The sequence below is a fragment of the Streptomyces pristinaespiralis genome (assembly GCF_001278075.1).
Classification (GTDB): Bacteria; Actinomycetota; Actinomycetes; order Streptomycetales; family Streptomycetaceae; genus Streptomyces; species Streptomyces pristinaespiralis.
On record NZ_CP011340.1, the window covers coordinates 1,723,383 to 1,749,856 of the forward strand.

Annotated in this window: 26 protein-coding genes and 3 pseudogenes; 12 read left to right on the forward strand and 17 right to left on the reverse strand. The window is 71.7% G+C overall.

Going from position 1 to position 26,474, the window contains the following annotated elements:
* Nucleotides 1–41: 41 nt before the first annotated feature.
* Nucleotides 42–272: pseudogene (locus SPRI_RS39215) on the forward strand (RHS repeat-associated core domain-containing protein); the annotation flags it as partial.
* 112 nt (nucleotides 273–384) lie between these two features.
* The gene (locus SPRI_RS07170) at nucleotides 385–858 is read left to right on the forward strand and encodes a hypothetical protein (RefSeq protein WP_005309855.1); all 474 of its coding nucleotides are present in this window, start codon (nucleotides 385–387) and stop codon (nucleotides 856–858) included.
* 62 nt (nucleotides 859–920) lie between these two features.
* On the opposite strand, the pseudogene SPRI_RS39220 reads toward SPRI_RS07170, so the two are convergent.
* Nucleotides 921–1,129: pseudogene (locus tag SPRI_RS39220) on the reverse strand (IS1380 family transposase); the annotation flags it as partial.
* A gap of 195 nt (nucleotides 1,130–1,324) precedes the next feature.
* Nucleotides 1,325–1,771: an Lrp/AsnC family transcriptional regulator gene (locus tag SPRI_RS07175; RefSeq protein WP_005309861.1), complete on the reverse strand. Its 447-nt coding sequence runs from the start codon at nucleotides 1,769–1,771 to the stop codon at nucleotides 1,325–1,327.
* Between the two features lie 93 nt (nucleotides 1,772–1,864).
* On the opposite strand from SPRI_RS07175, the gene SPRI_RS07180 reads away from it, so the two are divergent.
* Together SPRI_RS07180 and SPRI_RS07185 are read left to right on the forward strand one after the other, a co-directional pair.
* The gene (locus SPRI_RS07180) at nucleotides 1,865–2,683 is read left to right on the forward strand and encodes a TIGR03619 family F420-dependent LLM class oxidoreductase (RefSeq protein WP_005309864.1); all 819 of its coding nucleotides are present in this window, start codon (nucleotides 1,865–1,867) and stop codon (nucleotides 2,681–2,683) included.
* Complete coding sequence (locus SPRI_RS07185; protein WP_037773362.1) at nucleotides 2,680–3,111, forward strand: nucleoside deaminase; 432 nt, start codon at nucleotides 2,680–2,682, stop codon at nucleotides 3,109–3,111. The genes SPRI_RS07180 and SPRI_RS07185 overlap by 4 nt, the downstream gene beginning before the upstream one ends.
* A gap of 344 nt (nucleotides 3,112–3,455) precedes the next feature.
* Here the strand turns inward: SPRI_RS07185 and SPRI_RS07190 are convergent, their stop codons facing one another.
* A complete protein-coding gene (locus SPRI_RS07190; protein ID WP_037773363.1) occupies nucleotides 3,456–4,100 on the reverse strand; it encodes a hypothetical protein in 645 nt (214 codons plus the stop codon).
* A 181-nt stretch (nucleotides 4,101–4,281) separates the two neighbouring features.
* Nucleotides 4,282–4,743 (reverse strand): hypothetical protein, encoded by a 462-nt coding sequence (locus SPRI_RS07195; RefSeq protein WP_005309871.1) that lies wholly within the window; start codon nucleotides 4,741–4,743, stop codon nucleotides 4,282–4,284.
* A gap of 116 nt (nucleotides 4,744–4,859) precedes the next feature.
* On the opposite strand from SPRI_RS07195, the gene SPRI_RS07200 reads away from it, so the two are divergent.
* On the forward strand, nucleotides 4,860–5,297 hold the full coding sequence (locus SPRI_RS07200; RefSeq protein ID WP_005309875.1) for a glutaredoxin domain-containing protein: 438 nt from the start codon (nucleotides 4,860–4,862) through the stop codon (nucleotides 5,295–5,297).
* 89 nt (nucleotides 5,298–5,386) lie between these two features.
* Here the strand turns inward: SPRI_RS07200 and SPRI_RS07205 are convergent, their stop codons facing one another.
* Nucleotides 5,387–5,797, reverse strand: coding sequence for a nuclear transport factor 2 family protein (locus tag SPRI_RS07205; protein ID WP_037773364.1), 411 nt, complete (start codon nucleotides 5,795–5,797; stop codon nucleotides 5,387–5,389).
* A gap of 94 nt (nucleotides 5,798–5,891) precedes the next feature.
* On the opposite strand from SPRI_RS07205, the gene SPRI_RS39225 reads away from it, so the two are divergent.
* Nucleotides 5,892–6,056 carry a hypothetical protein gene (locus SPRI_RS39225; protein ID WP_238996204.1) on the forward strand — a complete coding sequence of 55 codons (165 nt, stop codon included), beginning with the start codon at nucleotides 5,892–5,894 and terminating at the stop codon, nucleotides 6,054–6,056.
* Nucleotides 6,057–6,068: 12 nt separating this feature from the next.
* A pseudogene (locus SPRI_RS39230) lies at nucleotides 6,069–6,332 on the forward strand (MarR family winged helix-turn-helix transcriptional regulator); the annotation flags it as partial.
* Between the two features lie 152 nt (nucleotides 6,333–6,484).
* Here the strand turns inward: SPRI_RS39230 and SPRI_RS07215 are convergent.
* Nucleotides 6,485–7,429 (reverse strand): helix-turn-helix domain-containing protein, encoded by a 945-nt coding sequence (locus SPRI_RS07215; RefSeq protein ID WP_037773365.1) that lies wholly within the window; start codon nucleotides 7,427–7,429, stop codon nucleotides 6,485–6,487.
* A gap of 101 nt (nucleotides 7,430–7,530) precedes the next feature.
* Here SPRI_RS07215 and SPRI_RS07220 point away from each other — a divergent pair, with 101 nt between their 5' ends.
* Together SPRI_RS07220 and SPRI_RS07225 are read left to right on the forward strand one after the other, a co-directional pair.
* On the forward strand, nucleotides 7,531–8,610 hold the full coding sequence (locus SPRI_RS07220; protein WP_005309886.1) for a saccharopine dehydrogenase family protein: 1,080 nt from the start codon (nucleotides 7,531–7,533) through the stop codon (nucleotides 8,608–8,610).
* A gap of 263 nt (nucleotides 8,611–8,873) precedes the next feature.
* Nucleotides 8,874–10,199 carry an MFS transporter gene (locus tag SPRI_RS07225; RefSeq protein ID WP_050791693.1) on the forward strand — a complete coding sequence of 442 codons (1,326 nt, stop codon included), beginning with the start codon at nucleotides 8,874–8,876 and terminating at the stop codon, nucleotides 10,197–10,199.
* A 15-nt stretch (nucleotides 10,200–10,214) separates the two neighbouring features.
* Here the strand turns inward: SPRI_RS07225 and SPRI_RS07230 are convergent, their stop codons facing one another.
* The 10 genes from SPRI_RS07230 to SPRI_RS07275 form a co-directional block, all read right to left on the reverse strand.
* Nucleotides 10,215–11,582 (reverse strand): vWA domain-containing protein, encoded by a 1,368-nt coding sequence (locus tag SPRI_RS07230; RefSeq protein WP_078951221.1) that lies wholly within the window; start codon nucleotides 11,580–11,582, stop codon nucleotides 10,215–10,217.
* The gene (locus tag SPRI_RS07235; protein ID WP_053556774.1) at nucleotides 11,579–12,844 is read right to left on the reverse strand and encodes an AAA family ATPase; all 1,266 of its coding nucleotides are present in this window, start codon (nucleotides 12,842–12,844) and stop codon (nucleotides 11,579–11,581) included. Before SPRI_RS07235 ends, SPRI_RS07230 begins: the two co-directional genes overlap by 4 nt.
* A 62-nt stretch (nucleotides 12,845–12,906) precedes the next feature.
* Nucleotides 12,907–14,328 carry a hypothetical protein gene (locus SPRI_RS07240; RefSeq protein ID WP_005309896.1) on the reverse strand — a complete coding sequence of 474 codons (1,422 nt, stop codon included), beginning with the start codon at nucleotides 14,326–14,328 and terminating at the stop codon, nucleotides 12,907–12,909.
* A 324-nt stretch (nucleotides 14,329–14,652) separates the two neighbouring features.
* Nucleotides 14,653–15,750: an amidohydrolase family protein gene (locus tag SPRI_RS07245; protein WP_005309899.1), complete on the reverse strand. Its 1,098-nt coding sequence runs from the start codon at nucleotides 15,748–15,750 to the stop codon at nucleotides 14,653–14,655.
* A 272-nt stretch (nucleotides 15,751–16,022) separates the two neighbouring features.
* The gene (locus tag SPRI_RS07250; RefSeq protein WP_005309902.1) at nucleotides 16,023–16,985 is read right to left on the reverse strand and encodes a formylglycine-generating enzyme family protein; all 963 of its coding nucleotides are present in this window, start codon (nucleotides 16,983–16,985) and stop codon (nucleotides 16,023–16,025) included.
* Nucleotides 16,986–17,014: 29 nt separating this feature from the next.
* Nucleotides 17,015–18,502 carry a sulfatase-like hydrolase/transferase gene (locus SPRI_RS07255; RefSeq protein WP_259372270.1) on the reverse strand — a complete coding sequence of 496 codons (1,488 nt, stop codon included), beginning with the start codon at nucleotides 18,500–18,502 and terminating at the stop codon, nucleotides 17,015–17,017.
* Between the two features lie 62 nt (nucleotides 18,503–18,564).
* Nucleotides 18,565–19,566 carry an aliphatic sulfonate ABC transporter substrate-binding protein gene (locus SPRI_RS07260; protein WP_005309908.1) on the reverse strand — a complete coding sequence of 334 codons (1,002 nt, stop codon included), beginning with the start codon at nucleotides 19,564–19,566 and terminating at the stop codon, nucleotides 18,565–18,567.
* A 15-nt stretch (nucleotides 19,567–19,581) separates the two neighbouring features.
* Nucleotides 19,582–20,430 (reverse strand): ABC transporter ATP-binding protein, encoded by an 849-nt coding sequence (locus tag SPRI_RS07265; protein WP_005309911.1) that lies wholly within the window; start codon nucleotides 20,428–20,430, stop codon nucleotides 19,582–19,584.
* Complete coding sequence (locus tag SPRI_RS07270) at nucleotides 20,427–21,341, reverse strand: ABC transporter permease (protein WP_005309914.1); 915 nt, start codon at nucleotides 21,339–21,341, stop codon at nucleotides 20,427–20,429. Before SPRI_RS07270 ends, SPRI_RS07265 begins: the two co-directional genes overlap by 4 nt.
* Complete coding sequence (locus tag SPRI_RS07275) at nucleotides 21,328–22,593, reverse strand: ROK family transcriptional regulator (RefSeq protein ID WP_005309916.1); 1,266 nt, start codon at nucleotides 22,591–22,593, stop codon at nucleotides 21,328–21,330. Before SPRI_RS07275 ends, SPRI_RS07270 begins: the two co-directional genes overlap by 14 nt.
* A gap of 398 nt (nucleotides 22,594–22,991) precedes the next feature.
* Here SPRI_RS07275 and SPRI_RS07280 point away from each other — a divergent pair, with 398 nt between their 5' ends.
* Nucleotides 22,992–23,267, forward strand: coding sequence for a helix-turn-helix domain-containing protein (locus SPRI_RS07280; RefSeq protein WP_158685142.1), 276 nt, complete (start codon nucleotides 22,992–22,994; stop codon nucleotides 23,265–23,267).
* A 159-nt stretch (nucleotides 23,268–23,426) separates the two neighbouring features.
* Nucleotides 23,427–24,779 carry a family 43 glycosylhydrolase gene (locus tag SPRI_RS07285; RefSeq protein WP_005309921.1) on the forward strand — a complete coding sequence of 451 codons (1,353 nt, stop codon included), beginning with the start codon at nucleotides 23,427–23,429 and terminating at the stop codon, nucleotides 24,777–24,779.
* Nucleotides 24,780–24,814: 35 nt separating this feature from the next.
* Here the strand turns inward: SPRI_RS07285 and SPRI_RS07290 are convergent, their stop codons facing one another.
* Nucleotides 24,815–25,186, reverse strand: a complete 372-nt coding sequence (locus SPRI_RS07290) for a hypothetical protein (RefSeq protein ID WP_037773367.1) — start codon at nucleotides 25,184–25,186, stop codon at nucleotides 24,815–24,817.
* A gap of 164 nt (nucleotides 25,187–25,350) precedes the next feature.
* On the opposite strand from SPRI_RS07290, the gene SPRI_RS07295 reads away from it, so the two are divergent.
* Entirely contained in the window at nucleotides 25,351–26,466 is a 1,116-nt protein-coding gene (locus tag SPRI_RS07295) for an AI-2E family transporter (RefSeq protein ID WP_037773368.1), read from the forward strand.
* Nucleotides 26,467–26,474 lie beyond the last annotated feature (8 nt).

Here is a 26,474-nt window from a genome sequence, read left to right on the forward strand (position 1 = left end):
GTCGGATCGAGGTCGTAGCGACGGACGCCCGGACGGAATGCGAAGCGCGCTTCCACGCGGTGATCACGGACGTCGTCGGGACCCCCACGGAGCTGGTGACACCGGACGGACGCATAGCCAGGCAGGAACGCACCACCGTTTGGGGCACCCGCCTGCCGGCACCGCCCGGCTCGTCGTCGGTCGACTGCCCTCTCCGTTTTCCGGGCCAGTACCGCGATTCGGAAACCGACCTCAATTACAACTACTTCCGCTACTACGACGACCAAGTCGCCGCCGCCCCGGCGTCAGAATGATCGATGAAGTGCGGCTGGAGAGGATCCGCCTGGATCTGCATGCCAAACTGGGCGAGCCCGATGTCAAGACCACGCCGAAGGAAACATAGAGGTGTGGCAGTTGTCGGACGCCCCGAAGGCGACCGTCACCTATCGGCCGTTCAGCAAAGCCGGTGGAGCACCCATCGACTACAACGGCGTGGACGGCCTGGACATGAAACGCTTCCACATACCGCAGCAATGGGACCGAGTCATGGTGAACCAGGATGCATACCGCCGCGAGCTGGAATATCTGACCCAGTACGCCGAGGACGACTGGCTGGGATTCTCTGTTGTCAGCGGCTCCGTGGGCACCCTCCTCGGGCGCGGCGCGTCGTTCCGTGAGCAGTTGGCGTTGCTCCTGCGGATTGTCGGCGACCTGTACGACGCAGGAGCACGAGCCGGCGAACTCACGGAGTCGACGAAGGACCCTTTTCTTCCCTGGCCATGGGACAAGGTAGAGGTTCTGACGCGAATCACAGCAGATGTCGAGCAGCATTCCCGCCTGCCCGATTCTGGCGACATCTGTTGGTTCGCGGTGCCGTGATGCCGGCATGAGCGAGATGCTCGCGGGTGGCGTCACCCTGTCCCCGGGGCGCAGAGGAGCCGACTGCGCAGGCCGGTCGCGCGGGCGGCCCGGATCCGGTCTTCTGCGCGGGCCCGCAGCCGGTGGCGGAGCTCGAGGTCGGCGATCGGCCGGTCCGGGGGCGCGAAGCACGTGATCCGCATGCCGTTCGCATCGGTGATTCTCAACTGGGCCCCGGGCTGCGAACGTTCCCCTCGGACACCAACCGCATGCCCTTCGGCCAGCCGCCCAGCCGGTCGAACCGTCGCCGCAGGCAAATGCCCGCCAGGAGCTGTGGTCACCCCTCACGTCGCGTGCCGCTGCTTTCGACTCTCGCCGTCTTCGACATCTTCACGCGACCCGTCGGCAGCTGCTCGCAAGGCGGGACTTCTCAGTCGTCGGGCAGCCGCCATGCGGTGAGGGCCAGGGTTGCCCGTGTCGTCGCCGGTCACGGCCGGTCGGGTCCGCGGTAGGGCAGGGGCTGGCTGTAGACCACGCTGGTGGTCGTGCTGCCGAAACCCGCCAGCTCGTCCATGAGTGTCTCCAGATGCCCCATCGAGGCCGCGGCCACCTTGAGGGTGTAGCAGTCGTCACCCGTGGTGCGCAGGCACTCCAGGATCTCCCTCCGCTCGGCGAGCAGCCGGCGCAGCGGCTGGTGGTGGTTGCCCGGGTACTTCAACCGGACGATGGCGAGGACGGGGTAGCCGACCTTGGTCAGGTCGACCATCGCGTGATATCCGGTGATGACGCCCAGCGCCTCCAACTGCCGCACCCGTTCCGTGGTGGCCGAAGGACTGAGGCTCACGCGCCGCCCCAACTCGCTCAGCGATATGCGTGCTTCCTGCTGCAACTGGGCGATGATCGCCCAATCGACGTCATCGAGATTCACGGTCATGCCACGAATCTACCGGGAAAACAGTGGGAGATCGTCGGAACGACCGGGAAGAGTTCGTTCCGTCCTCCTGGTTCGCCGGGATAGCCTCGGCTCATGCAACTGGGCGTCAACGTACCCAACTTCGGACCAGGAACCGATCCCGGCGTGCTGCGCGAGTGGGCGCGGATCGTCGAAGGGCTCGGCTTCGACCTCCTGATGGTGTCGGACCATGTGGCCGTCACCCCGGACGTCGCCGAGCAGTACCCGGAGCCCTTCTACGAACCGTTCACCGCACTGTCCTGGCTGGCCGGTGTCACCACCGAGCTGCGCCTGGGCACGTCCGTGCTCGTCATGCCCTACCGGCATCCCCTGCTGGTCGCCCGCATGGCGGCCAACCTCGACCGGATCAGCGACGGGCGGCTCGTACTCGGGGTGGGCGTCGGCTGGGCACGTCAGGAGTTCGAGGCGCTCGGCGTGCCGTTCACCCGACGCGGCAGGCTCACCGAGGATTACCTGGCGGCCCTGCGGGACGCCTGGCACGAGGAATCCGACGGCCCCACCCCCTCGGTGCCCATCTGGGTCGGCGGCAACAGCGCGACAGCCGTGCGGCGCGCCGTCAGGTTCGGCGATGCCTGGCATCCGCTGAGGAACACGATGCCGTGGCTGCGCTCGGCCGTGGCGAACCACTCCCTGCCGGGCTTCGCGCCCCGCATCGAGCTGCGGCTGACGACGGAGCCGGTCGACGACCCTGACCGGCTCGCCGGCGTCGGAACCATCGAGCAGATCCTCGAGGATCTCGACGAGTTGCGCCGGCTCGGCGCCGACACCGTCGTGCTCGACCCCTACCACGAAGATCCCGAGGAGACCCGCCGGCCGCATGTGGCCTGGCAGGCGCTCACGGCCGTGGCCACACACTGGAGGACACGATCATGATTTCCCCTGCCGACGCGGCGTTCCTGCGGCGGGCGGTCGCCATCGCGGCCCACGCCGTCACGCTGGGCGACGCGCCGTACGGCTCCCTGCTGGTCGGCCCGGACGGCGCGACTCTCGCCGAGGCGCACAACACGGTGCAGCGCGACAACGACATCAGCGCCCATCCGGAACTGAAGCTCGCACGCTGGGCCGCCCGCGAACTCGACAAGGACACGGCCTCGGGCACCACCCTGTACACCAGCTGTCAGCCTTGCGGGATGTGCACCGGCGGCATCGTCCGCTCCGGTCTCGGTCGCGTCGTCTACGCGCTCTCCACCGAGCAGCTCATCGAGCTCAACCCGGCCGGGTCCTGGCCGACGGTCACCGAACTCGGACCGGCCCTGTTCGACGAGGCCCGCGCCCCCATCGACGCCTACTACCGGGCGTAACCGTCGGCACGCGCACCGGGCGGCCCATGGGCGGCCGTCCGATGCGACTCCTGCCGCGCACGCCGTGCGAACAGCGCGCCACCGGTCGGCTCCGTGGAATCGAGCCGGCTCCCATGGACGGGCCGGTCCGTACGAGCCGGCTCCCGTGGACGGGCCGGTCGGTACGAGCCGGCTCCCGTGGACGGCCCGGGCAGCACGGCCGTGGTGCTTCTCATGACGAGGCCGGGCCCGGCCGGTCGTGGGACCGGCCGGGCCCGTCGCGTGTTCACGACCACCGGTCGGCCGTCGAGCAGGTCGGTGGTGAGCCACCCGCAGGACCACGACGGTGAGCGGCCACGCGACGATCAGCCGTCGCCCGGCCGGGGCGGCGGCGCCCCTGACCCGCGCTGCTCCTGCACCCGCCGCCGCGCGTTCAGCGCCCATTCCTCGACCCCGTCGCGCAGCTCGTGCAGTCCCTCGTCGAACCGCCGCCACGCCGGAGCCGGGTCCCCCGCCGGAAACGCTCCCGCGTAATCGTCGAAGTCCTCCAGGAGCCGGCCGGCCAGTCGGGACAGCCGTTCCGCGTCCGCCACCTCGGGATCGTCCGCGGACAGACGCAGAGCGGAGTGGCGCAACAAGAGGCCCTGGTACAGCTCCTGGGCTCGAGTGAGCCCCTCCCCCACCGCGTTCCCGCGCCCCAGTCCTTCCTCGAAGTACCGGGGCCCCGCAGCCGCCAGGTGGACGAGCGCCATACGCACGTTCTCGACGCCGTTCAGGAACTGCGCGTACGCATCCCGCCGGGCCTGCCACAGCGCGTCCTCGCGATGCCCGTCCAACTGGAGCCGCACACCGGCCAACGCTGCCTCGACCTGTGCCCTCCCCGCCTCGCGCGCGGCATCGAGTGCGGCCTTGTTCGCGCGGCGGCCCGTGTGCAAGGCCGCCAGCGCCATGACGAGCGTTGCACCGACGCCGATGCCCGCGGCCCAGATGGCCGCCTCCCCCTGATCCATGGCCGGATTGTGGCACCGCCTGCCGCGCAGCCGGTCTGAGAACCATGCGATCACGCCAACCTGATCCGGCCTCACCTGTGCCTTGCGGAGATCACCCCCGTGATCGACGGGGCGGGGCGTGACGGTTCCGCGCCCTTTGAGCCGTCACGCGCGGGTCGGACGGCGGTCGCAGCGAGGCCGATCAGGAGCGGATCAGGCGTCCGACGGTGTCGACCACGCCGTCGGCGGCGGCGCGAGCCCGATGTGAGCGCGCGGCGAGGTCTTCCTCGTCCGAGGCCTGGTGGAGGGTGAAGGTGGCATCCGCCAGATCGGCAAGGCGTTCACGCACCTCCCCGTCCTCGGTGAGCAGTTGGACCTCGGCCAGCGCGGCGATGACGTCCGAGCGTGCTGCGAGGGCTGCGCTGTCGGCCGCGTTCCGCTCGGTAAGGGCGGCGTTCCGTGCGGCCCATCGGTCGTATTGCAGGCGGCGCAGTACGGTTTCGGCCGCGAGCAATCGAGCGGCAGCCTGGCGCAGTTCGCGACGCGTCTCGGCGCTCAGCGCTTCGGTGTGAAGCCTGCGGGCGGTACGGGACTGCAGACTGTGCGAGACAACGGCGCCCAGGAGTGTGCCGACGACAGCGATGACGCCCACCCAAAGTTCCATGGCCCCGTCCTTCCCTGGAAGGCTCGTCCCCAGACCGGGCCCGGGCCAGGAGCCGAGTTCGCGCCGAGCTCGGCGGGTCGAACGGTCGAGGCGGGTCCCGGATAGCCTTCATCCTCATGACGCGCGCCTGGCTCTTGCCGACACTGTTGGTGCTCTGCGGCTCGTTCCTCGCGACGGAACGGGCCCTCGACGGGTCTCCCGGCGCAGCCGCGGCGCTCCTGTTGGTGTTCGTGCTGCTCGCAGGCGTGAACTCGCCTTTGATCTTCCCGAGGTCGATCGGCGCCGTGGAGGCACAACGCCGAAGCGCGGCCGACGGCCGGCCGGTCGTCTTCTGGCGGCCGGGGTGCGTGTACTGCCTGAGGCTGCGCATGCGGTTGGGCCGCCGCGCCCGCCGGCTGCACTGGGTCGACATCTGGCGCGACCCGGCCGGAGCAGCGGCGGTGAGGGCGGTCAACGACGGCAACGAGACCGTGCCGACCGTCTTCGTGTCGGGACGACCTCATGTCAATCCCGACCCCCGATGGGTGCGCGAACAGCTCTCACGCTCCGTGTGATCGGGAGCGGCGCCGTTCGGCAGACGCGGTCCCCGGGCCGCGGGCACGTCGACCGGTTCGACGCGTGAGGGCCCGCCCGACTCACCGCGTCAATTCTCCTGTGTCCAGGCCAGAGTGACCCGCATGTCACTGAAGCGCCAGCCCGCCGGCGTCCGCAGCGCCGTGCACGCCACGCGCAGACCGCTTGTCCGGTGGGGTGCTTCGCCGTCGCGGTAGAAGTACACGAGCTGGTTGGCGGTGGCCTCCGCCCGGTCGCCGTCGACCTGCACCAGGACGTCACCGTGCACGTGCTGGGTGTGCTGTCCCTCGACCCGGCTTCGCTCCAGGAGGGCGGTCATCTCGCCGATGCCGTGCAGTTCGCCCCGCGGTGAGCTCCCCACGATGTCGTCGTGGAAGACGGTGGCGGCGTCGTCGTGGCGGCATGCGTCCAGCAGGTCGGCCAAGCGGGCGAACAGGTCGGCGATCTCGGCTCGGTCCGCGATCCGGTCTGCAGCGGGCACGACGTCTCCTTTGATGGTCGGTCCAACATTGGTGGCACCCACACTATGGCCGAGTGTTGGTCCCACCAACACAGATATCGTTAGAGTGCTGACCATGGACGAGATTCCCGAACGCCTGGCAGCGAAGCCGAGTTGGCTGATCAGCCAGCTGGCCGTGCACGTCCGCCGGCTGGTGTTCGACGGCTTCAGCGCTGCCGGGGCGCGCGGGTACCACTACCGCATCCTGGCCGCTCTGCACGAGTTCGGGCCCGCGAGTTAGGCGGAGCTCGGCCGCCGGTGCCGCGTCGACCGCAGCGACGTCGTGGCGGCCGTCAACGAGCTGGTCGAGCAGGGCTTCGTCGACCGGACGCCGGACCCGGACCATGGGCGGCGCAACAAGGTGACGCTCACCAGGGGCGGTGCCCGGCAACTGCGGCGCATGGACGGGCTTCTCGATCAGGTGCAGGACGACCTGCTCGAGCCGCTGTCGGCAGAGGAACGGCGGACCCTGACCCGCCTGCTCGGCCGGGTTCTCGCCCGGCACGAGGAGGAATGACCGACGCTCCCGCTCACCCCATGGACGGGCTGCGCGACAGCGTGCCGACGGGCCGTCCGGATCCCGGCGAGTGGGCCACGCCCCGCTCGCCGCTGTCCGGCGTCTCCCGCACGAGGCCGTACACCGCTCGAGCGGTCAGCGCCCCTGTGCGATCAGCGGGGCCGTGAGCGGAAGGTGCGGCGGTAGGTGTCCGGGGGAACGCCGACCGTGCGGTTGAAGTGCCGGCGCAGCGTCGTCGCGGTGCCCATGCCGGTGGCGGCCGCCACGGCGTCGACACTGTCGTCGGTCTTCTCCAGCAACTCCTGGGCGTGGCGGATCCGCTGCGTCAGCAGCCACTGCAGCGGGGTGGTGCCGGTCGCCGCCCTGAAGTGGCGGGCGAGGTGCCGTGAGCTCATCCGTGCCTGGCGGGCCAGGTCCTCCACGGTCAGCGGCTGGTCGAGCCGTTCGACGATCCAGGGGAGCAGGGCGGCCAGCGGATGGTCGTCCTGGGCCGGCACCGGGGTGGTGACGAACTGGGCCTGGCCGCCCGCCCGGTGCGGTGGGACGACCAGTCGGCGGGCGACTGCGTTGGCGACGGACGAGCCGTGGTCGAGGCGGACGAGGTGCAGGCAGAGGTCCAGCGCGGCGGCCTTGCCGGCGGAGGTGAGCACGCTGCCGTTGTCGACGTAGAGCACGTCCGGGTCGACCTCCACCCGTGGGTAACGGTCGGCCAGGGCCTCGGTGTGCGCCCAGTGCGTGGTCGCGCGCTTCCCGTCCAGCAGGCCGGCCGCGGCAAGCACGAACACGCCCGTACAGAGGGAGACCACACGCGCTCCCGCCTCGTGGGCCGCGCGCACCGCGTCGACCAGTTCGGCGGGCGGGTCCTCGTCGACGTCGGCCCAGCCGGGCACGATCACGGTGTCGGCGTGCCTGAGCCGGTCGAGCCCGGAGTCGGGCGCCAGCAGGAAGCGGCCGACCGGTACGGGGACCGGTCCGCAGACGGTGACGTCGTACCAGGGGACCGTCACGGCGGCCGGTGCGGCGGCGAACACCTCGTACGCCAGGGACAGTTCGAAGTGCAGCATCCCGTCGGTGACGGCGAGCGCGACAGTATTCATGTCGGAAATTGTACGGGTCATGTCGTTCCAGACACTCACGGCCGGCTTTCCGCCCTCGCCAGGATGTACGTAGAAGATCGATCGAGCACAGGGGAGAACCGATGGGATCGGGACAGTTGGTGGCGGTGTTCGGCGCGTACGGGCACACCGGACGGTTCGTGGTGGCGGAGCTGCGGAAACGCGGGTTCGTCCCTGTTCTCTCCGGCCGCGACGCCGGCAAGCTGCAGGCGCTGGCGGCGTCCTTCCCCGGCCTCGAGGCCCGGCCGGCGTCGGTCGACGATCCGGTCGCTCTCGACCGAGCGCTGGCCGGGGCGGCTGCGGTGGTCAACTGTGCCGGACCGTTCGCCACGACCGCCGCGCCGGTGATCGAGGCGGCGCTGCGGGCCGGGATCCCGTACGTGGACGTGGCGGCCGAGATCGAGGCCAACGCCGACACGTTCGCGCACTTCTCGGACCGCGCCCGCGCCGCGGGAGCGGTGATCGTCCCCGCGATGGCCTTCTTCGGCGCCCTCGGTGACCTGCTGGCCACCGCGGCGATGGGCGAGTGGGCGGCTGCCGACGAGGCGCATGTCGCGTACGGGCTGAGCAGCTGGCAGCCCACCGGCGGGACGCGGGACGCGGGTGCGGTCTCCCGGCAGCGACGGGGCGGCGCACGCGTCGTCTACCGGAACGGTCGGCTGGACTACCGCCAGGACGAGGCGACGACCCTCAAGTGGTCCTTCCCCGAACCGCTGGGCACCCGGGAGGTCATCGGGGAGTTCACGATGGCCGACGTCGTCACCGTCCCCAGCCACCTGTCCATCCCGGAGGTGCGCACCTACATGACGGTCGAGGCGGCCCGGGACCTGTCCGCCCCCGACACGCCGGCCCCTACCGCGGTCGACGACGATGGGCGGTCCGCGCAGACCTTCCTCGTCGACGTCGTCGTGCGCTCCGGCGGCACCGAGCGGCGCGCCGTCGCGAGGGGCCAGGACATCTACGCCGTCACCGCGCCGCTCGCGGTCGAAGCCGTCGACCGCATCCTCACGGGACGGACCAGGACGGTCGGCGTCGCCTCCGCCGGCGAGATCTTCGACGCGCCCGACTTCCTTCGCGCGCTGTCCTCGCACATCTCCGTGGAGCTGCCGTCCACACCGGACGAGCCGGCGCGCGGCCAACTCGACACCGTCGAAGGGTCCTAGAAGCACGGCGGCGTCCGCCGCACAACGGTCCGCGGCCATCGGATCCGCGGACCTCGCGCGGCGCGCACACCGGCCCGCGGCCGACGCGCGGCACACAGCGGCCCGCGGCCGACGCGCGGCGCTCAGCGGCCCGCGGCCGACGCGCGGCACACACCGGCCCGCGGCCGTCGTGCGGCGGACGCTCGGCCGGACCTCCGGCGGCGGACGCGGCGGACCGCGCGGAAACATGCGTGCGGGCGGCCGGAGTTGGGGAGGCCGTGACCATGGCCAAGATCCCCCCACGAGGAACGCCCCTGACGAAGACGGCCCCCGCACCGACGATCGCCCCTGCCGCCGCCGGTCATCCCGTACGGCAACTGCTCGCGGCGTCCGTCGGCAACGCGGTCGAGTGGTTCGACTGGTACGCGTACACCTTCCTCGCCGCCTACATCGCCGACCAGGTCTTCCCCAGAAGCTCCGGCAACTCCCTGGTGCCGCTGCTGTCGACGTTCGCCGTCTTCGCCGTCGGCTTCTTCATGCGTCCCGTCGGCGGGCTGCTCATGGGCGCGGTCGCCGACCGGCACGGACGGCGCGCGGCGCTCACGGTCACGATCCTCCTCATGGGCGGCAGCAGCCTGCTGGTCGGCCTCACACCGACGTACGCCGCCGCCGGCATCCTCGCGCCCGTGGTGCTGGTACTGGCGAGGCTGCTGCAAGGCCTGTCCGTGGGCGGGGAGTTCGCCGCGTCGACGACGTTCCTGGTGGAGTCGGCCGGCCCGGGCCGGCGGGGGTTGTTCTCGTCGTTCCAGTACGTCTCCACCTCGATCGGGCAGCTCGCCGCCTCCGGCATCGCCGCCCTGCTGGTGGGCGGGCTCGCCGAGGGGCAGATGAACGGCTGGGGCTGGCGCGTGCCGTTCGTCATCGGCGCGCTGCTCGGTCTGGTCGGCTTCTGGATCAGGCGCAGCGCGCACGAGACGCGCAGCGCCGAGCAGCAACAGGGCGAACGGCCCGGCCTGTTCGACGCGCTGCGGCACCATCCGCGCGAGTCGCTGCTGATCTGCGGCATCACGGCCGGCGGCACGCTCGCGTACTACACGTGGACGTCCTACCTGCCGACGTACGCGGAGCTCAACACCGACATCGACAAGGCCGAGGCACTGCTGGCCGGGACCCTGTCCCTGGCGTTCTTCACCCTGTTGCAGCCGCTCGGCGGGCTCCTGTCCGACCGTTTCGGGCGCAAGCCGTCGCTGCTGTTCTTCGGGGTCGGCTTCGCGGTGCTGAGCGTGCCGCTGCTGCGGGCGGTGGACGGCTCGTTCCTCTCGCTGCTGCTCGTGAGTTGCGCGGGCATGTTGCTGCTGACCGGCTTCACCTCGATCTCGGCGGCCGTGAACGCGGAGGTGTTCCCGGCGCGGGTACGGGCCGCCGGCATCGGCTTCCCGTACTCGCTGACGGTGGCCGTCTTCGGCGGCACGGCCCCGTACGTCGGCACGCTCCTCAAGGACCTGGACCGCCCCGGCCTGTTCCCTTGGTACGTGGCGGTGCTGTGCCTCGTGTCGTCCGCGGTGTACCTGCGGCTTCCGGAGAGCGCGCACAAGGAACTGGAGAGGTGACGCCGGGCGGCGGCCCTACCCGATGGTGACCACCCGTGCCCAGGCGGGCGGCGAGTCCGGCACGCGATCGGGATCGTCCTCGTCCCACGACCGGAGCCGCCGCTGCCGGGGGAACAGACCCACCACCGTCCGGCACGGTGGACGCCTTGCCGGCCACGGCGTCTGTCCGTCGGTCAGGACCACGACGACGTCGGGAGGTGGACCCGCCCGGAGCGCCTTGGCGAATCCCGAGCGCAGATCCGTGCCCCCACCGCCCATCAGCGGGATGCCCTCGCCCCGGCACAGCGGGTGCACGATCCTCGCCGCGGCGTCGCACGGCACGACCGTGACCAGGTCGCGGCGGCCGCCAACGGCACGGGCGATCGCAGCGACCTCGAGGAGCGCACTGCCCAGTTCGGCGTCGCTGACCGAGCCGGACGTGTCGATGACCACGGAGACCCGGGGCGGCGTGCGTCGAAGGCTCGGGAGTACGACGCCGGGCAGCCCGGCCGAGCGGCGCGAAGGCCGGCCGTAGGTGTAGTCCTCGCCCGCGCCCGTTCCGCAGGCCGCCGAGCGGACGGCTGCTCCCAGCAGTTCCCGCCAGGGCTGCGGCGGATGGAACGCCTCCTCCGCCCATCGTTTCCATCCCTTCGGGGCGTTCCCCGGTCGGCCGTTGATGCCCTGTGCCACCCGGAACCGGACCGCGTCCTGTTCCTGCGCGTTCAGGCCGTGCGCGCCGTCCGGGCCCAAATCCCAGCCCCGTTCCAGCCCGTCGGCGCCACTGCCGCAGTCCAGCCAGGACAGCTCCTGCGTACGCGGACCGAGCCGGAACTGACGCAGGTAGTCCTCCATCAGCTCCCCCTCGGGCAGCCCCAGGGACGCAGGCGTGACGGCGCCTTCCGGCCGGAGAAGCCCGTCGCCGAACGCGTCGTCGTTGATCTCGCAGTCCGCCGCGATGTTCATGCGCAGCCGTTCACCCGGGCCGGTCAGCCCGCGCTCCCGCGCGAGACGGTCACTGCGCCCGTGGTGGTCGCGCAGCAGGTGCGACACCTCGTGGACCCACACGCCGGCCAGGTCCTCCACCGGCGTCCGGTCGACGAACGCCGGCGACACGTAGCACCGCCAGTGCCGGTCGACGGCCATCGTCGGCACCCGCCGCGACTCGACGGCGTGCAGGGCGAACAGGGCCGTCGCCAGGAACGGCCGGACACGGGCGGCGTGCAGCCGGGCGGCGAACAGCTTGTCGACGTCCAGAGCGCCCGGCGCGTCGCCGGCCGTGGCCACCGCCCCGGCCGGCGGCGCTCCCCCGGCGGCCGAGGCGGCCTGCCCCGTCGCGGGGACCTCGTCCTTCGCGGCGTCCTCGGGCGCGGCCGCTGCCCCGTTCGGCGGCGCCTCCCCGCTCATCGGCCGGCCTTCGCGGCGACGGCCGCGGACCGGGTCGCCGCCCGGTCCGCCCGCCGGGACAGGGACACCACTCCGGCGAGCTGTTCGATCGACGCCGGAACGTCCCAGTCCTCCTGGCGAAGGGTCGCGAGTGTGGTCGCGGGGACGACGACCAGGTCCGGGGCGCCGGTCTCCACGGCCCGGACCAGGAGCGCCCACGCCGCGTCCCAGCGGGACTTGTCCGGTCGTGTGCGGACCGCCGCCACCACACCGTCGAGCACGGCCTGACGCAGATCCCCCCGATCGGGCAGGACAGCGGCCGCGGGGTCCGCGAGAAGCACCTCGGGATCCGGGAGGTCCATCCGGTCCAGGCTCGCCAGCAGTTCCAGCCCCGGGCCGTCTCCCACGGCGCCCCTGACCAGCAGGGAGAGCACTTCCCGGGAGGAGCCGGCCGCGGTCGCGAAGGCGATCAGGCACAGGGCCGTCTCCCAGCTCCGGGGGGACGGCCAGGCGCCGCCCCGGCGCGTTTCGCTGCTGGGGAGTCGGTGAACGAGTTCAGGACGAACGGCGAGCAGCCCGCACACCGCGCGGCGGGCGAAGTCCACGGCCTCCGGCAGCTTTTCCGGTGCCAGCCGTGGCATGGTCGCCCGCGGCCATGTCCCGCCGAGGCCGCGCACGACGACCTCGTGGTCGTGGGTCCAGTGGAGGTGGACGAACCGGTTGGCGAGGGGCGGGCTCAGCTCCCAGCCGTCGGCCGCGGAGGACCGCGGGTTGGCGGCGGCCACGATCCGTACGCCCGGCGGCAGCCGGAGCGCGCCGATCCGCCGCTCGAGCACGAGGCGGAGCAGGGCGGCCTGCACGGCCGGCGGCGCGGTGGACAGCTCGTCCAGGAACAGCAGCCCCCGGCCGGCCCGTACGAGCCGGACCGCCCAGTCCGGCGGGGCCATCGGGACGCCCTGCACCGCGGGGTCGTTCCCGACGACGGGCAGCCCGGAGAAGTCGGACGGCTCGTGCACACTGGCGATCACCGTGGTCAGCGGAAGGTCCAGGGCCTCGGCGAGTTGTGTCAGGGCGGCGGTCTTCCCGATCCCCGGCTCGCCCCACAGGAGCACGGGCAGGTCTGCGGCCACCGCCAGGGTCAGTGCCTCCAGTCGGGTGTCGGGGCGCGGTTCTGTGGTCGCGTCGCGCAGCAGGGTCAGCAATTCGCCCGCGACGTCGAGTTGGGTGACGGGGGCCGGGTCGGAGGTGGTGTCGTGCGCGACGAACGGGGTGTACGTGGGCATGTGTGATCACCTGTGTGTCTCGTGGTGAGCGGAGTGTGGGTGCGGGGTTGGAAGGCCCCGGTTCAGACGCGGGTCGCGTGGCGCGGGTGTGAGCGTCGGTCTCGTGGACCACGACGGTCCGGATGCCGGGGGTCCGGGACGGGTCGGGCTCCCGGTTCGCGGCCGATCAGGTCCGCCCTGAACAGCCCGTAGGTGATCCGCCGCAGGGCGGCCGCCTCCAGTTCGTCCCGCAGGGCGCCGCTGCGCAGGAGTGCGTCCGGTCCCAGCAGTCCCTCGACGACGGCGAGCGCGCCGGCGGTGTCGCCGTGGTCGAGGCGTTCGCGTACGCCTGTGAGGCAGTCCGGACGGCGGTGCGCCTCGTCGATCGCCCGGAGGCAGGGCAGCGGGGTACCGGTCAGCGCGGCCAGCAGTTCCTCGCGCCGGATCTCGGCCGGGTCGTGGTCCAGCGCGGCCAGCACGCCGTCGACCAGGCCGATCCTGTGCCGGGCCCCCCGGCATTCGACGAAGCGCGGTTGCCCCGCCCGGTCGCCACGCCGCGACGGACCGGCCGGCGTACGGTCCGGTACGAGTGCTGCCGCGACCAGCGGGTGCAGCCGATCGACCTCGATCGCACCGGTGCGGAGCAGTGCCAGGTCGGGCAGCACCCAGGTCGCCGCGTCCGGCAGGACCGGCGGCGTGCCACCGCCGCCGTCCTTGGCCGCCGCCGCGATCCGCAACGTGGGCGGCCCGGTGCCGTCCCCGTCCGCAGCCAGGTCCAGGGCGAGCCGGTGCCGGCCGCCCAACCGCACGGTGACGGCGCCGGTGCTGCGTCCTTCGGCCTGGAGCAGCAGCCGGGCCTCGTCCGCCCACCGGTCGACGGCGCAGTGGCGCCCGTGCGGCACCCTCGCCGGCGGATCCGGGTCCGTCGCTGGACGGCCGTCGGCGGCCGGCCGATCGGCCCCGGACCGGGTGCGCAGTTCGTCGGTCCTGCGCGCGTCCCAGAGGTGACGGTGCAGGTCGAGACGGAACCGCCGGCTGGGCAAGGGGTGCGGGTGGCGGCGGGCGGCGCCCTCTGCGTGGGATCCGTCCCACAGCGCGAGGCTGATCCGCTGACCGGCATCCGCCCAGGCAGGCGGGGTCCGGGCCACGAGGTGCACCGGGCCTTCGCCGTCGCGCCCCTCGGGGTGGTACCGGGCCAGGGCGACGGTCAGTCCCGGGCGCAGCAGCCCGTCGGGAGCGACCCTCGGCATGTGCCAGCGCAACAGGTCGGGTGCGAGACGGCGGAGGTCGGCCCGTACCCGGGTCGCGAGCTCACGGCCGTGGGTGCGCGCCACCGAACGCAGATTCAGATCGACGTCGAAGCCTGCGGCGGCACACGCCCCGGCCCAGTCACCGGCACGGCGGCGGGCGGTCGCAGTCTCGATCATGGACGGCGGCACGGCGTACTCACGCACGCGCAGCCAGAAGGAAAGCCGGGAGTCCCCGTTCGCGTTCGAGGTGAGCATCAGCACTCACCTTGCGCGGATGGGACCCCCAATCTGAAAACAGAATGAGTCATCATCGCGGCGATCTTATCGTGCCTCACCGCCGTCTTCCAGGAGTTACCGCCACCGGCGCGATCCGGGGGCCGGACGGCCGCTGCACAAGGGGCGGTTACGGACCCGTGCGGGGCAACCGCAAGCACTGCGCGGCTCTTGGACGCCCCCCGGCGCGCAGCACGAGGGAAGCCCCCGTCACGCTCTACCCGGGCCCCCGGGCCCGGGTCGGGGCCGGGTCGGGGCCGGGTCGGGGCCGGGTCGGGGCCGGGTCGGGGCCGGATCGGGGCCGGATCACTTCGTGGACGGGTCCCGGGTCCGGTCCAGTGCGGGAAAGAGGCGGAGCGCGTTGTCGCGGTCGATCCCGCGGCGTTGGTGACGGGTGAGCACCGGGTCGGCGTCGAGAGCCGGCAGTGCGATGTCGGTGACGATGTCGGCCGAGGCGGCCGGCCAGTCGGTGCCGAAGAGGATCCGCTCGGCACCGGCGGTGGCCACCAGGGTGCCCGAGGGGGCCATCGGGGCCGCCGTGTCGTAGTAGAAGCGGCGGAGGTGGTCCCGCACGCGGGCGGCGTCGAGGGGTGGGGTGCAGAAGTCGCCGAAGGCCTCCATGCGGGTGGCGATCTGCGGGAGGAATCCCCCGGCGTGCGGCAGGACGATCGACAGACGCGGATAGCGGTCGAGTGCTCGGGTGCGGATCAGGTTCACCGCGGCGCGCGTCGTGTCCAGCAGGAAATCGCACATGAAGTTCGGGATGCCCGGGACGGTGGGCACGCCGGGCGGTCCGCCGGGGAGATCGAGCGGGTGCGTGACAAGGACCGCGGCGCGTTCGTCGAGTTCGGCGAGGAAGCGGTCATACGAGGGATCACCGAGGTAGACACCGTGGTAGTTGGCCTTCACGCCGACTCCCACGGCACCGAGCTCGTCGAGGGCCCGCCGGAGAGCCCACGGGGTGACGTCGGGATGGTCCATGAGGGCGGGGCCCAGGAAGGCGAAACGGCCGGGATACGCGGCCACCAGGCCGGTCAGCGCCTCGAGGACGATGGTGAGGCCTTCCTTGGCCTGCGCCGGGGAGCGGTACCGGTCCTGCATGGTGGGGTTGAGGACGGCGGTGGCGATCCCGGCCTTGTCCATCATCGCGAGCGTGGCGTCCAGATCCCAGCGCGCCCACCACGGCAGTTCCTCCCGCCGCACCAGTCCCTCACGCTCTGCCCAGTCCACCCATGCAGGAGCGGTGAAATGGTGATGGACGTCGATCCTCGCCCGTGCCGCTCCGTCACCTCTGTCCGGGCCCCGCAACGCCTCGTCCGCCCGGGCGAGGGCGCTCGACCCGCCCGTGGCAGCGGCGGCGGAAGCGACCGCTCCGCCGGCGACGAGCAGGTTGCGCCGGCTCATCGCCCGGCTCGATTCCGACATCCGTGCACCCCGTCCGTGGTCCGAGCCGGCTGCACACCACCGGCTGCACCACGGTGGTCCGGCGGCGTGCACGGGATCGTCCCGGCATGCCCTCTTCGGGACAAATTCCCTCGGACGGACGAGGTCCCCTGAGCCGACCGGACCACGGAACCGCGGACCGGCACGGGCGACGCCGGCCACACCGGCCCGGCCGGACCGGGGCAGGCCGACCGGACCGGACCGACCTGCCTGACGCCTGCGCCGACGACGCCTCAGCACACCGCAGAGGCGTCGTTGGCGCACCGGAAGCCGAGGTTCCCCGAGGAGGACTCGGGGGTGTTGGAGGAGCGCGCCGCGACCCGGTAGCGGTTGCAGTACGAGTCGTGGCACAGGTAGGAACCGCCGCGCATGACCCGTGCCGTCCCGGTCTGCGGACCGCACGGATCGTCCGGGGGAGCTTCGGCGTAATAGGTGGGCGAGAACCAGTCGGTGCACCATTCCCACACGTTGCCGGCGGTGTTCCACAGGCCGAAGCCGTTGGGGCGGTACGCCTTGACCGGCGCGGTTGTCAGGTGGCCGTCCTCTGCGGTGTTGGTGTGGGGGAAGCGGCCCTGCCAGATGTTGCAGCGCCATCTGCCGTCGGGGGTGAGTTCGTCGCCCCAGGCGTAGCGGCGGCCGGCCAGGCCGCCGCGTGCGGCGTACTCCCACTCCGCCTCGGTGGGCAGGCGCTTGCCGGCCCACCGGGCGTAGGCGACCGCGTCGTTCCAGGAGACGTGGACGACGGGGTGGTTCTGGCGGTCGGTGATGTCGGAGCGGGCCCCCTCGGGGCGGCGCCAGTGGGCGCCTCGGACGTTGATCCACCAGGGGGCGCCGGCGGCGTTGCCGAGGATGTCGGCGTTCGCGGCGGCGACCACGAGGTGGAAGACCGCCGAGGATCCGTAGCGCTCGGCGTCGGTGATGTGACCGGTGTCCTTGACGAAGGTGGCGAACTGGGCGTTGGTGACGGCGGTCTCGTCGATGTGGAACGGCTCGAGGCGTACGGGGTGCACGGGAGTCTCGCCGTCTGCGGGGTAGCCCTCGCCGAAGGCGTCGCCCATGGCGAACTCGCCGCCGGGCAGGCGGACCTGTCCGCGCAGCGAGCGCCTCCCGGCGGCCGGGCCCGGGACCGTCGGCGCCGGGGACAGGGAGACGGGGGCGGCGGCCGGGGCGCAGCACGGGCGGTGGACGAGCGTCATGCGCGAAGTCCTCGGTAACGGGCCACGCCTCACGCCTCCGGCGCCTGGTAGGTGGACTCGTCGAGCCCGCTCAGGGTCGGGTCGTGTCCCACCTCTCCGACGTCGTACATCGACGTCATCCAGTGGTAGAAGTTGTCGCCGCGCTCCCGCAGGACGTCGTAGAGGCGGCGCAGCATCCGGGAGCGGACCTGCGCCGTCTCCGGGTGGGCGTAGATGTTCAGCAGTTCGTCCGGGTCGGTGTGCAGGTCGTAGAGCTCGTTGACCGAGTCGGGGTTGACGACGAGCTTGTACCGCTCGTCGCGCAGCATGCGCTGCGGGTACGGGAAGTGGTGCCCGTGGAACTCGCAGACGATGTCCTCGTCCCAGTCCGTCTCCTCGCCGTGCACGAGCGGCAGCAGGCTGCGCGAGTCGACGGCGGGCTTCGGGTCGGCGCCCGCCAGTTCGAGGATGGTGGCGGTGCAGTCGAGCAGGCTGACGAACTCGGGGCGTACGACGCCGCCGGGCGCGCCGGGGACGCGGAGCAGGCCGGGCGTGCGGTAGATGTCCTCGTACATCGCCGGCCCCTTGTCGTGCAGCCGGTGGGATCCGGTGAACTCACCGTGGTCGCAGGTGAAGAACACGGCGGTGTCGTCGACCAGTCCGAGGCGTTCCATGGCGTCCATGACCCGGCCGATCTGCCGGTCGATCAAGGCTACGTAGCCCCAGTAGACCGCGATGAGCTTGCGGGTCGTCTCGATCGGCATGGTGTCGAAGGTCCAGTGCGCGCTGTAGTTGCGCTGTACCGGTGGTTTGCCCTGGAAGGTCTCCGCGATGGAGCGGGGCAGTTCCACGTCCGCCGGGTCCACCAGGTCGAAGTACTCGTCCGGGAGGATGTAGGGCAGGTGCGGGCCGAAGAAGTGCAGTGCGAGGAAGAACGGCCGGTCGTGCTCGCGGGAGTCGGCGGCGTACCGCTCCAGTTGCTCGATGGCCCGGGTGGCCAGGTAGTGCTCGAAGGTCGCCTCGACCGGCTGGTGCAGCCGGGCGGCGAGCAGGTTGCCGGGGCCGCCGTTGGGCAGGGTGCCGCGGATACGGTCACTGATCCTGTAGGGCGGCAGACCGTGCTCGGCGAGGTGGGCGAGGTAGTCCGGGTGGTCCACCGGGTTGTGCCAGCCGGGCAGCTCCGGGCCGTCGAAGCCGTAGTCGGCCGCCGTCCGTTCGTTGCCGACGTGCCACTTGCCGATGAGGCCGCAGTTGTAGCCGCTCTCGCGCAGCGCCCGGGAGAAGGTGAACCGGTCCTCCGGCAGGTCCTCGAGGTAGCCGACGTTGCGCTCGTGGTTGGCGAGCAGCTTGTGCCGGAAGGGCGCCTGACCGGTCAGCAGGCTGGCCCGGGCCGGGGTGCAGATCGCCGTGGGGGTGTACCAGCGGTCGAAGCGGGTGCCGGTCGCGGCGAGTTCGTCGAGGACCGGGGTGTGCGCCAGCCGGTTGCCGTAGGCGCCGAGGGTGTCCGCCCGGTGCTGGTCGGTCATGAGGAAGAGGATGTTCTTCCTGGACGTGCCGGCGGTGCCGGGAGTCTTGGACGTGCTGGGGGTGCCGGACGGGGTCACTTGCCTGCTCCGATGAAGAGGTCGCCGGTGTAGTAGGTCTTCGGGTCGACCGGCTGCTTGAGCTTGCCCGCCTCGACGAAGTAGTCGTTCATGCCCTGGAGCCACTTGTCGACGGTGCCGTCCTTCGTCAGCGCGTCCAGCCGTTCCAGGTCGAGCAGTTCGACGTTGGCGGCGTCCGCCTTCACCTGCTCGGCGGGGATGCCGAGCTTGTCCGCGGTGAGTTCGACGGCCTCTTCGGTGTGCGCGGAGCGGTACGCGATCGCCTCGCGCAGCACCGCGAGGACCTTCTTCGCCTTCTCCGGCTGCTCGGCGACGAGGTCGTTGCCCGCGACGAAGGCCGTCGGGAAGGAGACGTCCTGGGCGAAGTCGGAGTTCTTCGCCAGTTCGACGAGGTCCGGAACCTGCTTCTTGATGGTCGCGGCCGCGGGGTACCAGAAGCCGGCGGCGTCGACCTTCTTCGAGGAGAAGGCCGCGACGATGGTCGACGGGTCCATCGGCACGATCTCGACGTCGCTCTTCTTCATCCCTGCCCGCTCCAGGGCGAGGGTGAGGATCATGTCGCCGGAGGTCCCCTCGGGGACGGCGACGGTCTTGCCCTTCAGCTGTTCCATCGAGGTGATGCCGGGCTGAGCGATGACGCGGTCGGCGTTGCCGAGGGTGTTGATCGCGACGACCTTGGCCTGGCCGGAGGCGGGCAGCCACATCGCACCTGGGCCGATGTAGCCGACGTCGAGGTTGTCGGTGCCGAGGGCCTGGATCTGCAGCGGGCCGTTGGTGAAGACCTTGCTCTCGGCGGAGAGGCCGTGCTTCTTCCACAGGCCCTTGGCGTCGGCGATGGCGATCAGGCTGGTGCCGTTGAAGTCGCCGATGTAGCCGATGCGCACCTTCTCACCGCCGGCGCCGGAGGAGGAGTCGCCGCCACAGGCGGTCAGCAGGACGGTGGCGGCCAGGCCGGCGACCGCTGCGGTGAAGCGTCTGCGGGAGGTCGTGAGCGGCATGAGTGGTCCTTCGGTTCAGGCCGTCGTCGACGGCACGGTGGCGGCGGTCGACGACGGCGCGGGGCCGGTGCCTGTCGGCACGGTGGCGGCGGTGCGGCCGTCCTGGTGGTAGACGGAGTGCCAGACGCGGTTGCGCAGGTCGGCGAACTCCGGGCTGAGGCGGAACTCCTCGTCGCGTGTGCGGGCCGGGACCTCGATGACGTCGTAGACGCGTCCGGGGCGGGCGGCCATGACGATCACGCGGTTCGCCAGGAAGACGGCCTCGTCCACGTCGTGCGTGATGAACATGACGGTCCGCTTCTCCTTGCTCCAGGTGTCCAGGAGCTGCTCCTGGAGCTTGACCCGGGTGAGAGCGTCGAGCGCGCCGAACGGCTCGTCCATCAGCAGGATCGAGGGGTCGACGGCATAGGCGCGGGCGATGGCGCACCGCTGGCGCATGCCGCCGGAGAGTGTCTTCGGGAGCGCGTCGGCGAACTGGTCCAGTCCCACCAGCTTGATGAAGTGCTGTGCCCGGGCTCGGCGTTCGGCCTTGGAGACCCCTGCGGTCCGCAGGCCGAACTCGACGTTCTGGCGGACGGTGAGCCAGGGGAAGAGTGCGTACTGCTGGAAGATCACACCGCGTTCGGGCCCCGGCCCGGACACCGGTACGCCGTCCACCAGGGCCCGGCCCTGCGTCGGCTCCTCCAGTCCGGCGAGGATGTTCATCAGGGTGGACTTGCCGCACCCCGAGGGGCCGACGACGGTGACGAACTCGTTGTCCGCGATGTCGAGAAAGACGTCGTCGAGAGCGGTGAAGGTCTCGCGTCCCAGGGCGAAGGTCTTGGTGACGCCCTGGACGGATATCTTGGCCGGGGTGCTGGTCATCGGCGTTCCTGCCATCCGGTGAGCTTGCGTTCTGCGAGGAGCAGGATGCGGTCCATCAGCAGACCGAGGATCCCGATGGAGATGAGCCCGACGAAGATCGTCGGAAGGTCGTAGTAGAGCTGGGCGTTCTGCATCCGGTAGCCGAGGCCCTGTTGGGCCGCGACCAGTTCGGCGGCGACCAGGGTGGCCCAGGCCGAGCCGAGACCGACCCGCATGCCCACGAGGATGAACGGCGTGGAGGCCGGCACCACGACTCGGGCGAAGATCGTGACGTCCTTGGCGCCGAGCACCCGGGCGGCGTTGATCAGCGTGCGGTCGACGTTCACCACGCCCTGGAACGTCGAGATGACGCACGCCAGGAACGCGGCCAGGAAGATGACGAAGATCTTCGGTGTCTCGTCGATTCCCATGACCACGATGGCCAGGGGGATGATCGCCAGCGGCGGGATCGTGCGGAAGAACTGGATCCACGGCTCGATCAGGCCGCGCAGTACGGGATACCAGCCCATGAGGAAGCCGATCGGGACGGCCGCGGCCGTGCCGAGCGCGAAGCCGGCGAGCACGCGCGTCAGGCTGGCGAGGATGTCGTCGGCGAGCATGCCGTTGCCGATCAGGGTGCCGGCCTGCGAGACGACCTCCGGCGGTGCGGGCAGCTTGAAGCCCGCGGCCGACAGCGCCCACCAGACGCCGATGCCCAGCACGACGGACACGGCGTTCAGGGCCAGGGGCAGCCCGCGCCGGCCCGGACGCGGTTGCTCCGGTGCGGCTTTCGCGTCGCCGTTCTTCCCGCCGCCGGCCTTCACGCCAAGGGTGTTCGTCCCGTCGGCGGCTTCCTGGTCGGCCGCCGTCCCGGGCGTCTTCCCTGGTACGGGTCCTCGCCGGCCGGCGCCCCGCTTGTCAAGGACGGACATGGGCGGCTCCTTCGGTGGTGGATCGGCGTGCATCGGATCGGCCCTTCACGTCGGTGGTCCCGGGATACCTCGCCAGGAGGGGGGAACTGTGGAAGACCGCGGCGAGGGCGCCGATGGCGCCGTCGTCGTCCGAGAGCCGCGCGGCCTCGACCACGGGACCGGCCGGGGCGGTCGGGAAGAGTTCGGCGGCGAGGGTGGCGGCGACCTGCTCGACGATCACGGGCGCCAGCCGGGTGATCTCGCCGCCGATGACCACCTTCGCCGGGTTGAGGGTCATCGTCGCCGCTCCGACGACGCGCCCCAGCGCCGCTGCCGCCTCCCGCAGCACCCGGTCCGCGACGGGGTGCGCGGCGGCCACGGCGGCCGCCAGGTCCTGGAGGTTCTCCAGTCGGAGACCGAACTCCCAGCAGGCGGAGAGGATTCCGGGGACCGAGGCCACCGTCTCCAGGCAGCCCCTCTTGCCGCACCGGCACGGCCTGCCCGCCGGCTCGACGGTCACGTGCCCGAGCTCGCCGGCCAACCCGGCGGAGCCGGTCACCAGTTGGCCGCCGACGACGAGCCCTCCGCCGACACCGTCCGACAGGCGTACGTACACCAGGTCGGCCACGCTGTCGGCGCCGCTGATCGCCTCGGCCAGCGCGGCGAGGCGGGTGTTGTTGTCGACGATCACCGGTGCGTCGAAGCGTTCCGCGAAGGCCACGTCGACTCCTTCGGGCGCCGGGCGGAGCACCGTCGCCCCCGGGGTGGCGCGGGGCCAGGCGGCCCCTTCGGGGGCGGGGTACGGCCCGGGCACGCCGATGCCGATGCCCTGCAGCGCCCCGTAGTGGACCCCTGTCCCGGTCCCCAGCCGGTCCACCAGACCGAGGGCGAGCTCCGTCCTGGTCCGCCAGTCGGCCGTGTCGTCGTACCGGACGGAATCCGAGGCCATGATCTCGTGCGAGGCGTCGGCGATCACGACATGGACCCGCCGGTGACCGAAGTCGACGCCCATGAACTGCGCCGACGCCGGGTCGAGCGCCAGCCGCTCGGCCGGCCGCCCGCTGCCCTCGCGCCTGGAGGCGTCGGTGTCCACGACGACGATGGCGCCCCTCTGGAGGAGGCTGCCGGTGATCTCGGAGAGGGTGGTCCGTGACAGGCCGACGACCCGGGCGATCTCGCCGCGGCTCATGGCGCCGTTCTCCCTCAGCGCACGCATCACACGTTCCTCATGGGTACGCCTGACGAGCGCGTGCACTCCGGTTGGCATCTGCATGCCGGTCAACGTAGAGAGGGCTCGATTATTCCGTCAACACTCCGACAGAAAAAGGAGAACGACGGGGTGCTCGCCCCGTGGGCGGGCCGGTCCGCCCAGCTCGGCGAGAGGGCTACGGCGCAGGCCGCCGGGCCGGGTGGAGCTCGGGAGCCGATCCCTGACCCCGTCCACGGGGCCGTACGGACGGGGTTGACTGCCGCACCGAAGGACCTTGCCACCGTGACGCCGCCCATCCGCTCAACCGCGTTACATAATCGTGATGTTGGCCGCTCGCTCATCGACAGCCGCGACGACCTGCGAAAACCTGTCGGCGTACCGCGCCGTCGCAGCACCGGGCACTCCGGATTATTTATTCGGTGTGTTGACCGAAAACGACGGGCGTTCGCATGCTGTGCGCCATGCCATCCAAGGACGGCCCTCCGACGCGCCTCGGGCGGGCGGGGCGTGGGCACCGAGAGCTCGTACTCGAACTGCTGCGCAGACACGGCTCCCTCAGCCGAAGCAGGCTGGGCGACCTCAGCGGGCTGTCCCGGACGACCCTGTACGACACCGTCGCGGCGCTCGTCGACGACGGCGCCGTCGTCGCCTCACCGCCGGACCCCGTCCGGCGCGGGCCCGGCCGTCCGGCACAGGAGCTGACCGCCTGCCCCGAGGCGGGGCGGGCGGTCGACTGAGCCCGCACCCGCTCCGGCCGCCCGACCGCCGCGCCGCCGCATCCGAGGCCGGCGTCACGGCACGCGAGAAGCAGAAGGCACCTCCCGACCTCCACCGACCACCGCCGGCAGTGCTCCCGAGCAGGGCACCGGCGTCCTCGACGAAGGAGTACGCGACTGATGACCAGCACCGAGAACGGGTTGCACCGGCGGTCCCTGTTGGCCGGTGTCGCCGCGCTGGGAGCGGCGGCGGCCCTGCCGGCCACCTCCGCACGGGCGGCGGCACCGGCCGCGGCGCCCGCGCCGGCCACACCGACGCGGCGGCACCCCTCCAACTGGCCCGACCCCGAGCCCTACGGCCTCGCGGACGCCCGGCCGGACCTGTGGCCGCGGGAGGACAACTCGTTCCTCCTCCCGCTCGAGCTGCGGCCCCGCGACGAGGAGCGCGGCCGGGTCTGGATGCGGGACACCTACGTCAACTGCTTCGTCGTCGACGGCCGCCCCCTCTATGTCGCCACGGGCACCACCCGTGTGCCCGGGCTCGAGGCGGCGGCCCCGTGGAACGACGGCATCTTCGTGTGGACGTCCCCGTCGCTCCAGGGACCGTGGAAGCTGGCCGACACGACGGGCGTCCGGCCGGGCGCCGAGAAGGGCAAGGTGTGGTCGCCCGAGTTCGTCGGCGAGAACCGGCCCGGACGCACGGTGGTCGCGCCCTGGCAGGAGTACTGGTACGACGACCGGTTCGGCAAGCGCGGCGAGGCATGGGCCCCGGAGCTGCACCTCTTCCGCGGCACCTGGTACATCGTCGCGTGCATGGGCGACCACTCCCGGAAGGTCGGGTCGTTCATGCTCGTGAGCGAGGGCGGGGTCGAGGGCCCCTACCGGCTCGTCGAGGGAAACCTCGACAAGCCCTTCGGCGACCCGTTCATCGGCGGCCCCAAGTTCATCGAACCCGGCGCCTACCACCACATCGACGGCGGCCTCTACACCGAGGGCGACGACGCGTGGCTCGTGCTGCACAACGATCTGTACGCCGGATTCAGGGACGACATGGAGGACATCGTCCCGCGCACGGACCTCCCGAGGTTCCGGCAGACGCCCTACTCCCCCGAGCCGTATCTCGAAGGGGCCCACGTGTTCAAGTACGGGGGCAAGTACTACCTCCTCCATGCCGCGTGGGACCGCACGTCGATCAATCCGGACGGCAGCACGCGGTACGCCTACGACCCGCCCGGCCCCGGACGGGTGCAGTACCAGTACGACGCGGTCGTCGCCGTCTCCGACCACTTCGAGGGCCCCTACTCCGAGCGGTGGACGGCGGGCGTCGGCGCCGGGCACAACAACTTCTTCACCGACCACAGCGGGCGGCCGTGGGCGACGTTCTTCCGCAACCCGGCCGCCGGCCACTGGTCCGACCCGTCGCGCGTCGCCGACGCCGCCGTGCCCGGTGTCGTGCGGATGGAATGGACCGGCCCTCAGGGCAATCGCCTGTACGTCAAGCGCCGCAACCCCGGCCAGGGCACGCGGGGCTGATTACCCGTCACAACGAGCGCCGGACCGGGCACGGATCAGTCCACGATGACGGCCCGGTCCACCAAGCAGGAGGTCACGACCGGCTCCACCAGGGGTTCCTCGCCGGGGAGTCGCGGCGTGGGAGAGGGTACGGGCACCGTGCCCGCCGTGGGTTTCCCGGCGGTCGCCACCGGCGGCGCGGTTCCGGCAGGGCCGGGTGCCGCTGTGGGGCATCCGCCACCGATGGGGCAGCGCACCGGGTCGAGCTCCGGTGTGCCGCAGTCGGCGGAGGGCTCCGGTGCCGAGTACGGCGAGGGGGGCGTCACCGGTGGGGCACTGCGTTCGATGAGCACGGTGGCGGCGTATCCGGAGAGGGCGACGAGCGCGGCGGCGGCCGACGCCAGGGCCGCGGGGCGGTGACGGCTCACCTGCCCGTTCCCCCCATGCATCGTCGACTTCCGTGCGCATGACGGTCGTTGTGCCCGAGCACCGCCGCCCCCTTCGTGATCGGTATCTCGCCGGCCACCGTACAAGTCCTCGGACGCCACACGCGATGGCGAAGCACGAACGGAGCAGCCAATAGGGTGATCCCATGTCTGTCACGCTGAGTTCCACGAAGACCCGCGCCGCGCTCCGGGCATCGGCGCGTATCTCCGGCGAGTTGCTGCTCGTCCTCGTGATGACCGCGGTGGCCCTGTGGCTTCTCGGCCGGATGTGGTCGGTCGTCTGGCCGCTCATAGTCGGCCTGCTCCTCACCACGCTCACGTGGCCCGTGACCCGTTTCCTGCGCCGGCACGGATGGCCCCCCGCCCTCGCCGCTTCAACGGTGACCGTGCTGTTCCTCCTGGCCGCCGTCGGCGTCGTGGCACTGATCGCGGTGCCGGTGGCGTCCCAGTCCGGCGAGCTGACCGACGGTGTGGTCGAAGGCATCCAGAAGCTGCGCGAATGGGCGGCCGGGCCGCCGCTGAACATCGGGGACGACCAGATCAGCGGAGCCTTCGACGCCGGGGTCGCCCGTATTCAGGACAGCGTCGGCAGCATGGTCACGGCCGTCGTCACCGGGCTGGGCACCGTGGTCAACGGCGTGGTCACCACCGTCCTGGCACTCTTCCTGATGTTCTTCTTCCTCAAGGACGGCCCGCGGTTCCTGCCGTGGCTCGCCCGCCAGCTGCCCGGCCGGCTCGCCACCGACGTCCCCACCGTCGCCGCGCGCGGCTGGGAGACCCTGAGCGCGTTCGTGCGTTCCCAGGCGATCGTCGGACTGCTCGACGCCGTCCTCATCGGCATCGGCCTGTGGATCCTCGACGTGCCCCTGGTGCTCCCGCTGGCGGTGCTGACCTTCGTCTCCGCGTTCGTACCGATCGTGGGCGCCCTGTTCGCCGGTCTGGTCGCGGTACTCATCGCGCTGGTGTCGAACGGCCTGACGGACGCGCTGATCGTGCTGGCGATCATCGTCGTGGTGCAGCAGCTCGAGGGCAACGTGTTCCAGCCCATGATCCAGAGCCGCGGGCTCGGCCTGCACGCCGCGGTGATCCTGCTGGCGGTCACGCTGGGCGGCAGCCTGGCCGGCATCGTGGGCAGCCTGCTCGCCGTACCGGTCGCCGCGCTGATCGCGGTGGTCTGGAACTACCTGCGCGAGCAGCTCGGCGACCCGTCGCAGGAACCGGGGACCGACGAGCCGCACGCCGCTGCCGCCGTCCCGTCGTAGAGCCACGC

What these genes read in the sequence shown, in the direction of transcription:
- SPRI_RS07175 (WP_005309861.1), bottom strand. Translation starts at nt 1,771, where the DNA reads ATGACCGTGAATCTCGATGACGTCGATTGGGCGATCATCGCCCAGTTG.
- SPRI_RS07180 (WP_005309864.1), top strand. Translation starts at nt 1,865, where the DNA reads ATGCAACTGGGCGTCAACGTACCCAACTTCGGACCAGGAACCGATCCC.
- SPRI_RS07185 (WP_037773362.1), top strand. Translation starts at nt 2,680, where the DNA reads ATGATTTCCCCTGCCGACGCGGCGTTCCTGCGGCGGGCGGTCGCCATC.
- SPRI_RS07190 (WP_037773363.1), bottom strand. Translation starts at nt 4,100, where the DNA reads ATGGATCAGGGGGAGGCGGCCATCTGGGCCGCGGGCATCGGCGTCGGT.
- SPRI_RS07195 (WP_005309871.1), bottom strand. Translation starts at nt 4,743, where the DNA reads ATGGAACTTTGGGTGGGCGTCATCGCTGTCGTCGGCACACTCCTGGGC.
- SPRI_RS07200 (WP_005309875.1), top strand. Translation starts at nt 4,860, where the DNA reads ATGACGCGCGCCTGGCTCTTGCCGACACTGTTGGTGCTCTGCGGCTCG.
- SPRI_RS39225 (WP_238996204.1), top strand. Translation starts at nt 5,892, where the DNA reads ATGGACGAGATTCCCGAACGCCTGGCAGCGAAGCCGAGTTGGCTGATC.
- SPRI_RS07215 (WP_037773365.1), bottom strand. Translation starts at nt 7,429, where the DNA reads ATGAATACTGTCGCGCTCGCCGTCACCGACGGGATGCTGCACTTCGAA.
- SPRI_RS07220 (WP_005309886.1), top strand. Translation starts at nt 7,531, where the DNA reads ATGGGATCGGGACAGTTGGTGGCGGTGTTCGGCGCGTACGGGCACACC.
- SPRI_RS07225 (WP_050791693.1), top strand. Translation starts at nt 8,874, where the DNA reads ATGGCCAAGATCCCCCCACGAGGAACGCCCCTGACGAAGACGGCCCCC.
- SPRI_RS07230 (WP_078951221.1), bottom strand. Translation starts at nt 11,582, where the DNA reads ATGAGCGGGGAGGCGCCGCCGAACGGGGCAGCGGCCGCGCCCGAGGAC.
- SPRI_RS07235 (WP_053556774.1), bottom strand. Translation starts at nt 12,844, where the DNA reads ATGCCCACGTACACCCCGTTCGTCGCGCACGACACCACCTCCGACCCG.
- SPRI_RS07240 (WP_005309896.1), bottom strand. Translation starts at nt 14,328, where the DNA reads ATGCTCACCTCGAACGCGAACGGGGACTCCCGGCTTTCCTTCTGGCTG.
- SPRI_RS07245 (WP_005309899.1), bottom strand. Translation starts at nt 15,750, where the DNA reads ATGAGCCGGCGCAACCTGCTCGTCGCCGGCGGAGCGGTCGCTTCCGCC.
- SPRI_RS07250 (WP_005309902.1), bottom strand. Translation starts at nt 16,985, where the DNA reads ATGACGCTCGTCCACCGCCCGTGCTGCGCCCCGGCCGCCGCCCCCGTC.
- SPRI_RS07260 (WP_005309908.1), bottom strand. Translation starts at nt 19,566, where the DNA reads ATGCCGCTCACGACCTCCCGCAGACGCTTCACCGCAGCGGTCGCCGGC.
- SPRI_RS07265 (WP_005309911.1), bottom strand. Translation starts at nt 20,430, where the DNA reads ATGACCAGCACCCCGGCCAAGATATCCGTCCAGGGCGTCACCAAGACC.
- SPRI_RS07270 (WP_005309914.1), bottom strand. Translation starts at nt 21,341, where the DNA reads ATGTCCGTCCTTGACAAGCGGGGCGCCGGCCGGCGAGGACCCGTACCA.
- SPRI_RS07275 (WP_005309916.1), bottom strand. Translation starts at nt 22,593, where the DNA reads ATGCAGATGCCAACCGGAGTGCACGCGCTCGTCAGGCGTACCCATGAG.
- SPRI_RS07280 (WP_158685142.1), top strand. Translation starts at nt 22,992, where the DNA reads ATGCCATCCAAGGACGGCCCTCCGACGCGCCTCGGGCGGGCGGGGCGT.
- SPRI_RS07285 (WP_005309921.1), top strand. Translation starts at nt 23,427, where the DNA reads ATGACCAGCACCGAGAACGGGTTGCACCGGCGGTCCCTGTTGGCCGGT.
- SPRI_RS07295 (WP_037773368.1), top strand. Translation starts at nt 25,351, where the DNA reads ATGTCTGTCACGCTGAGTTCCACGAAGACCCGCGCCGCGCTCCGGGCA.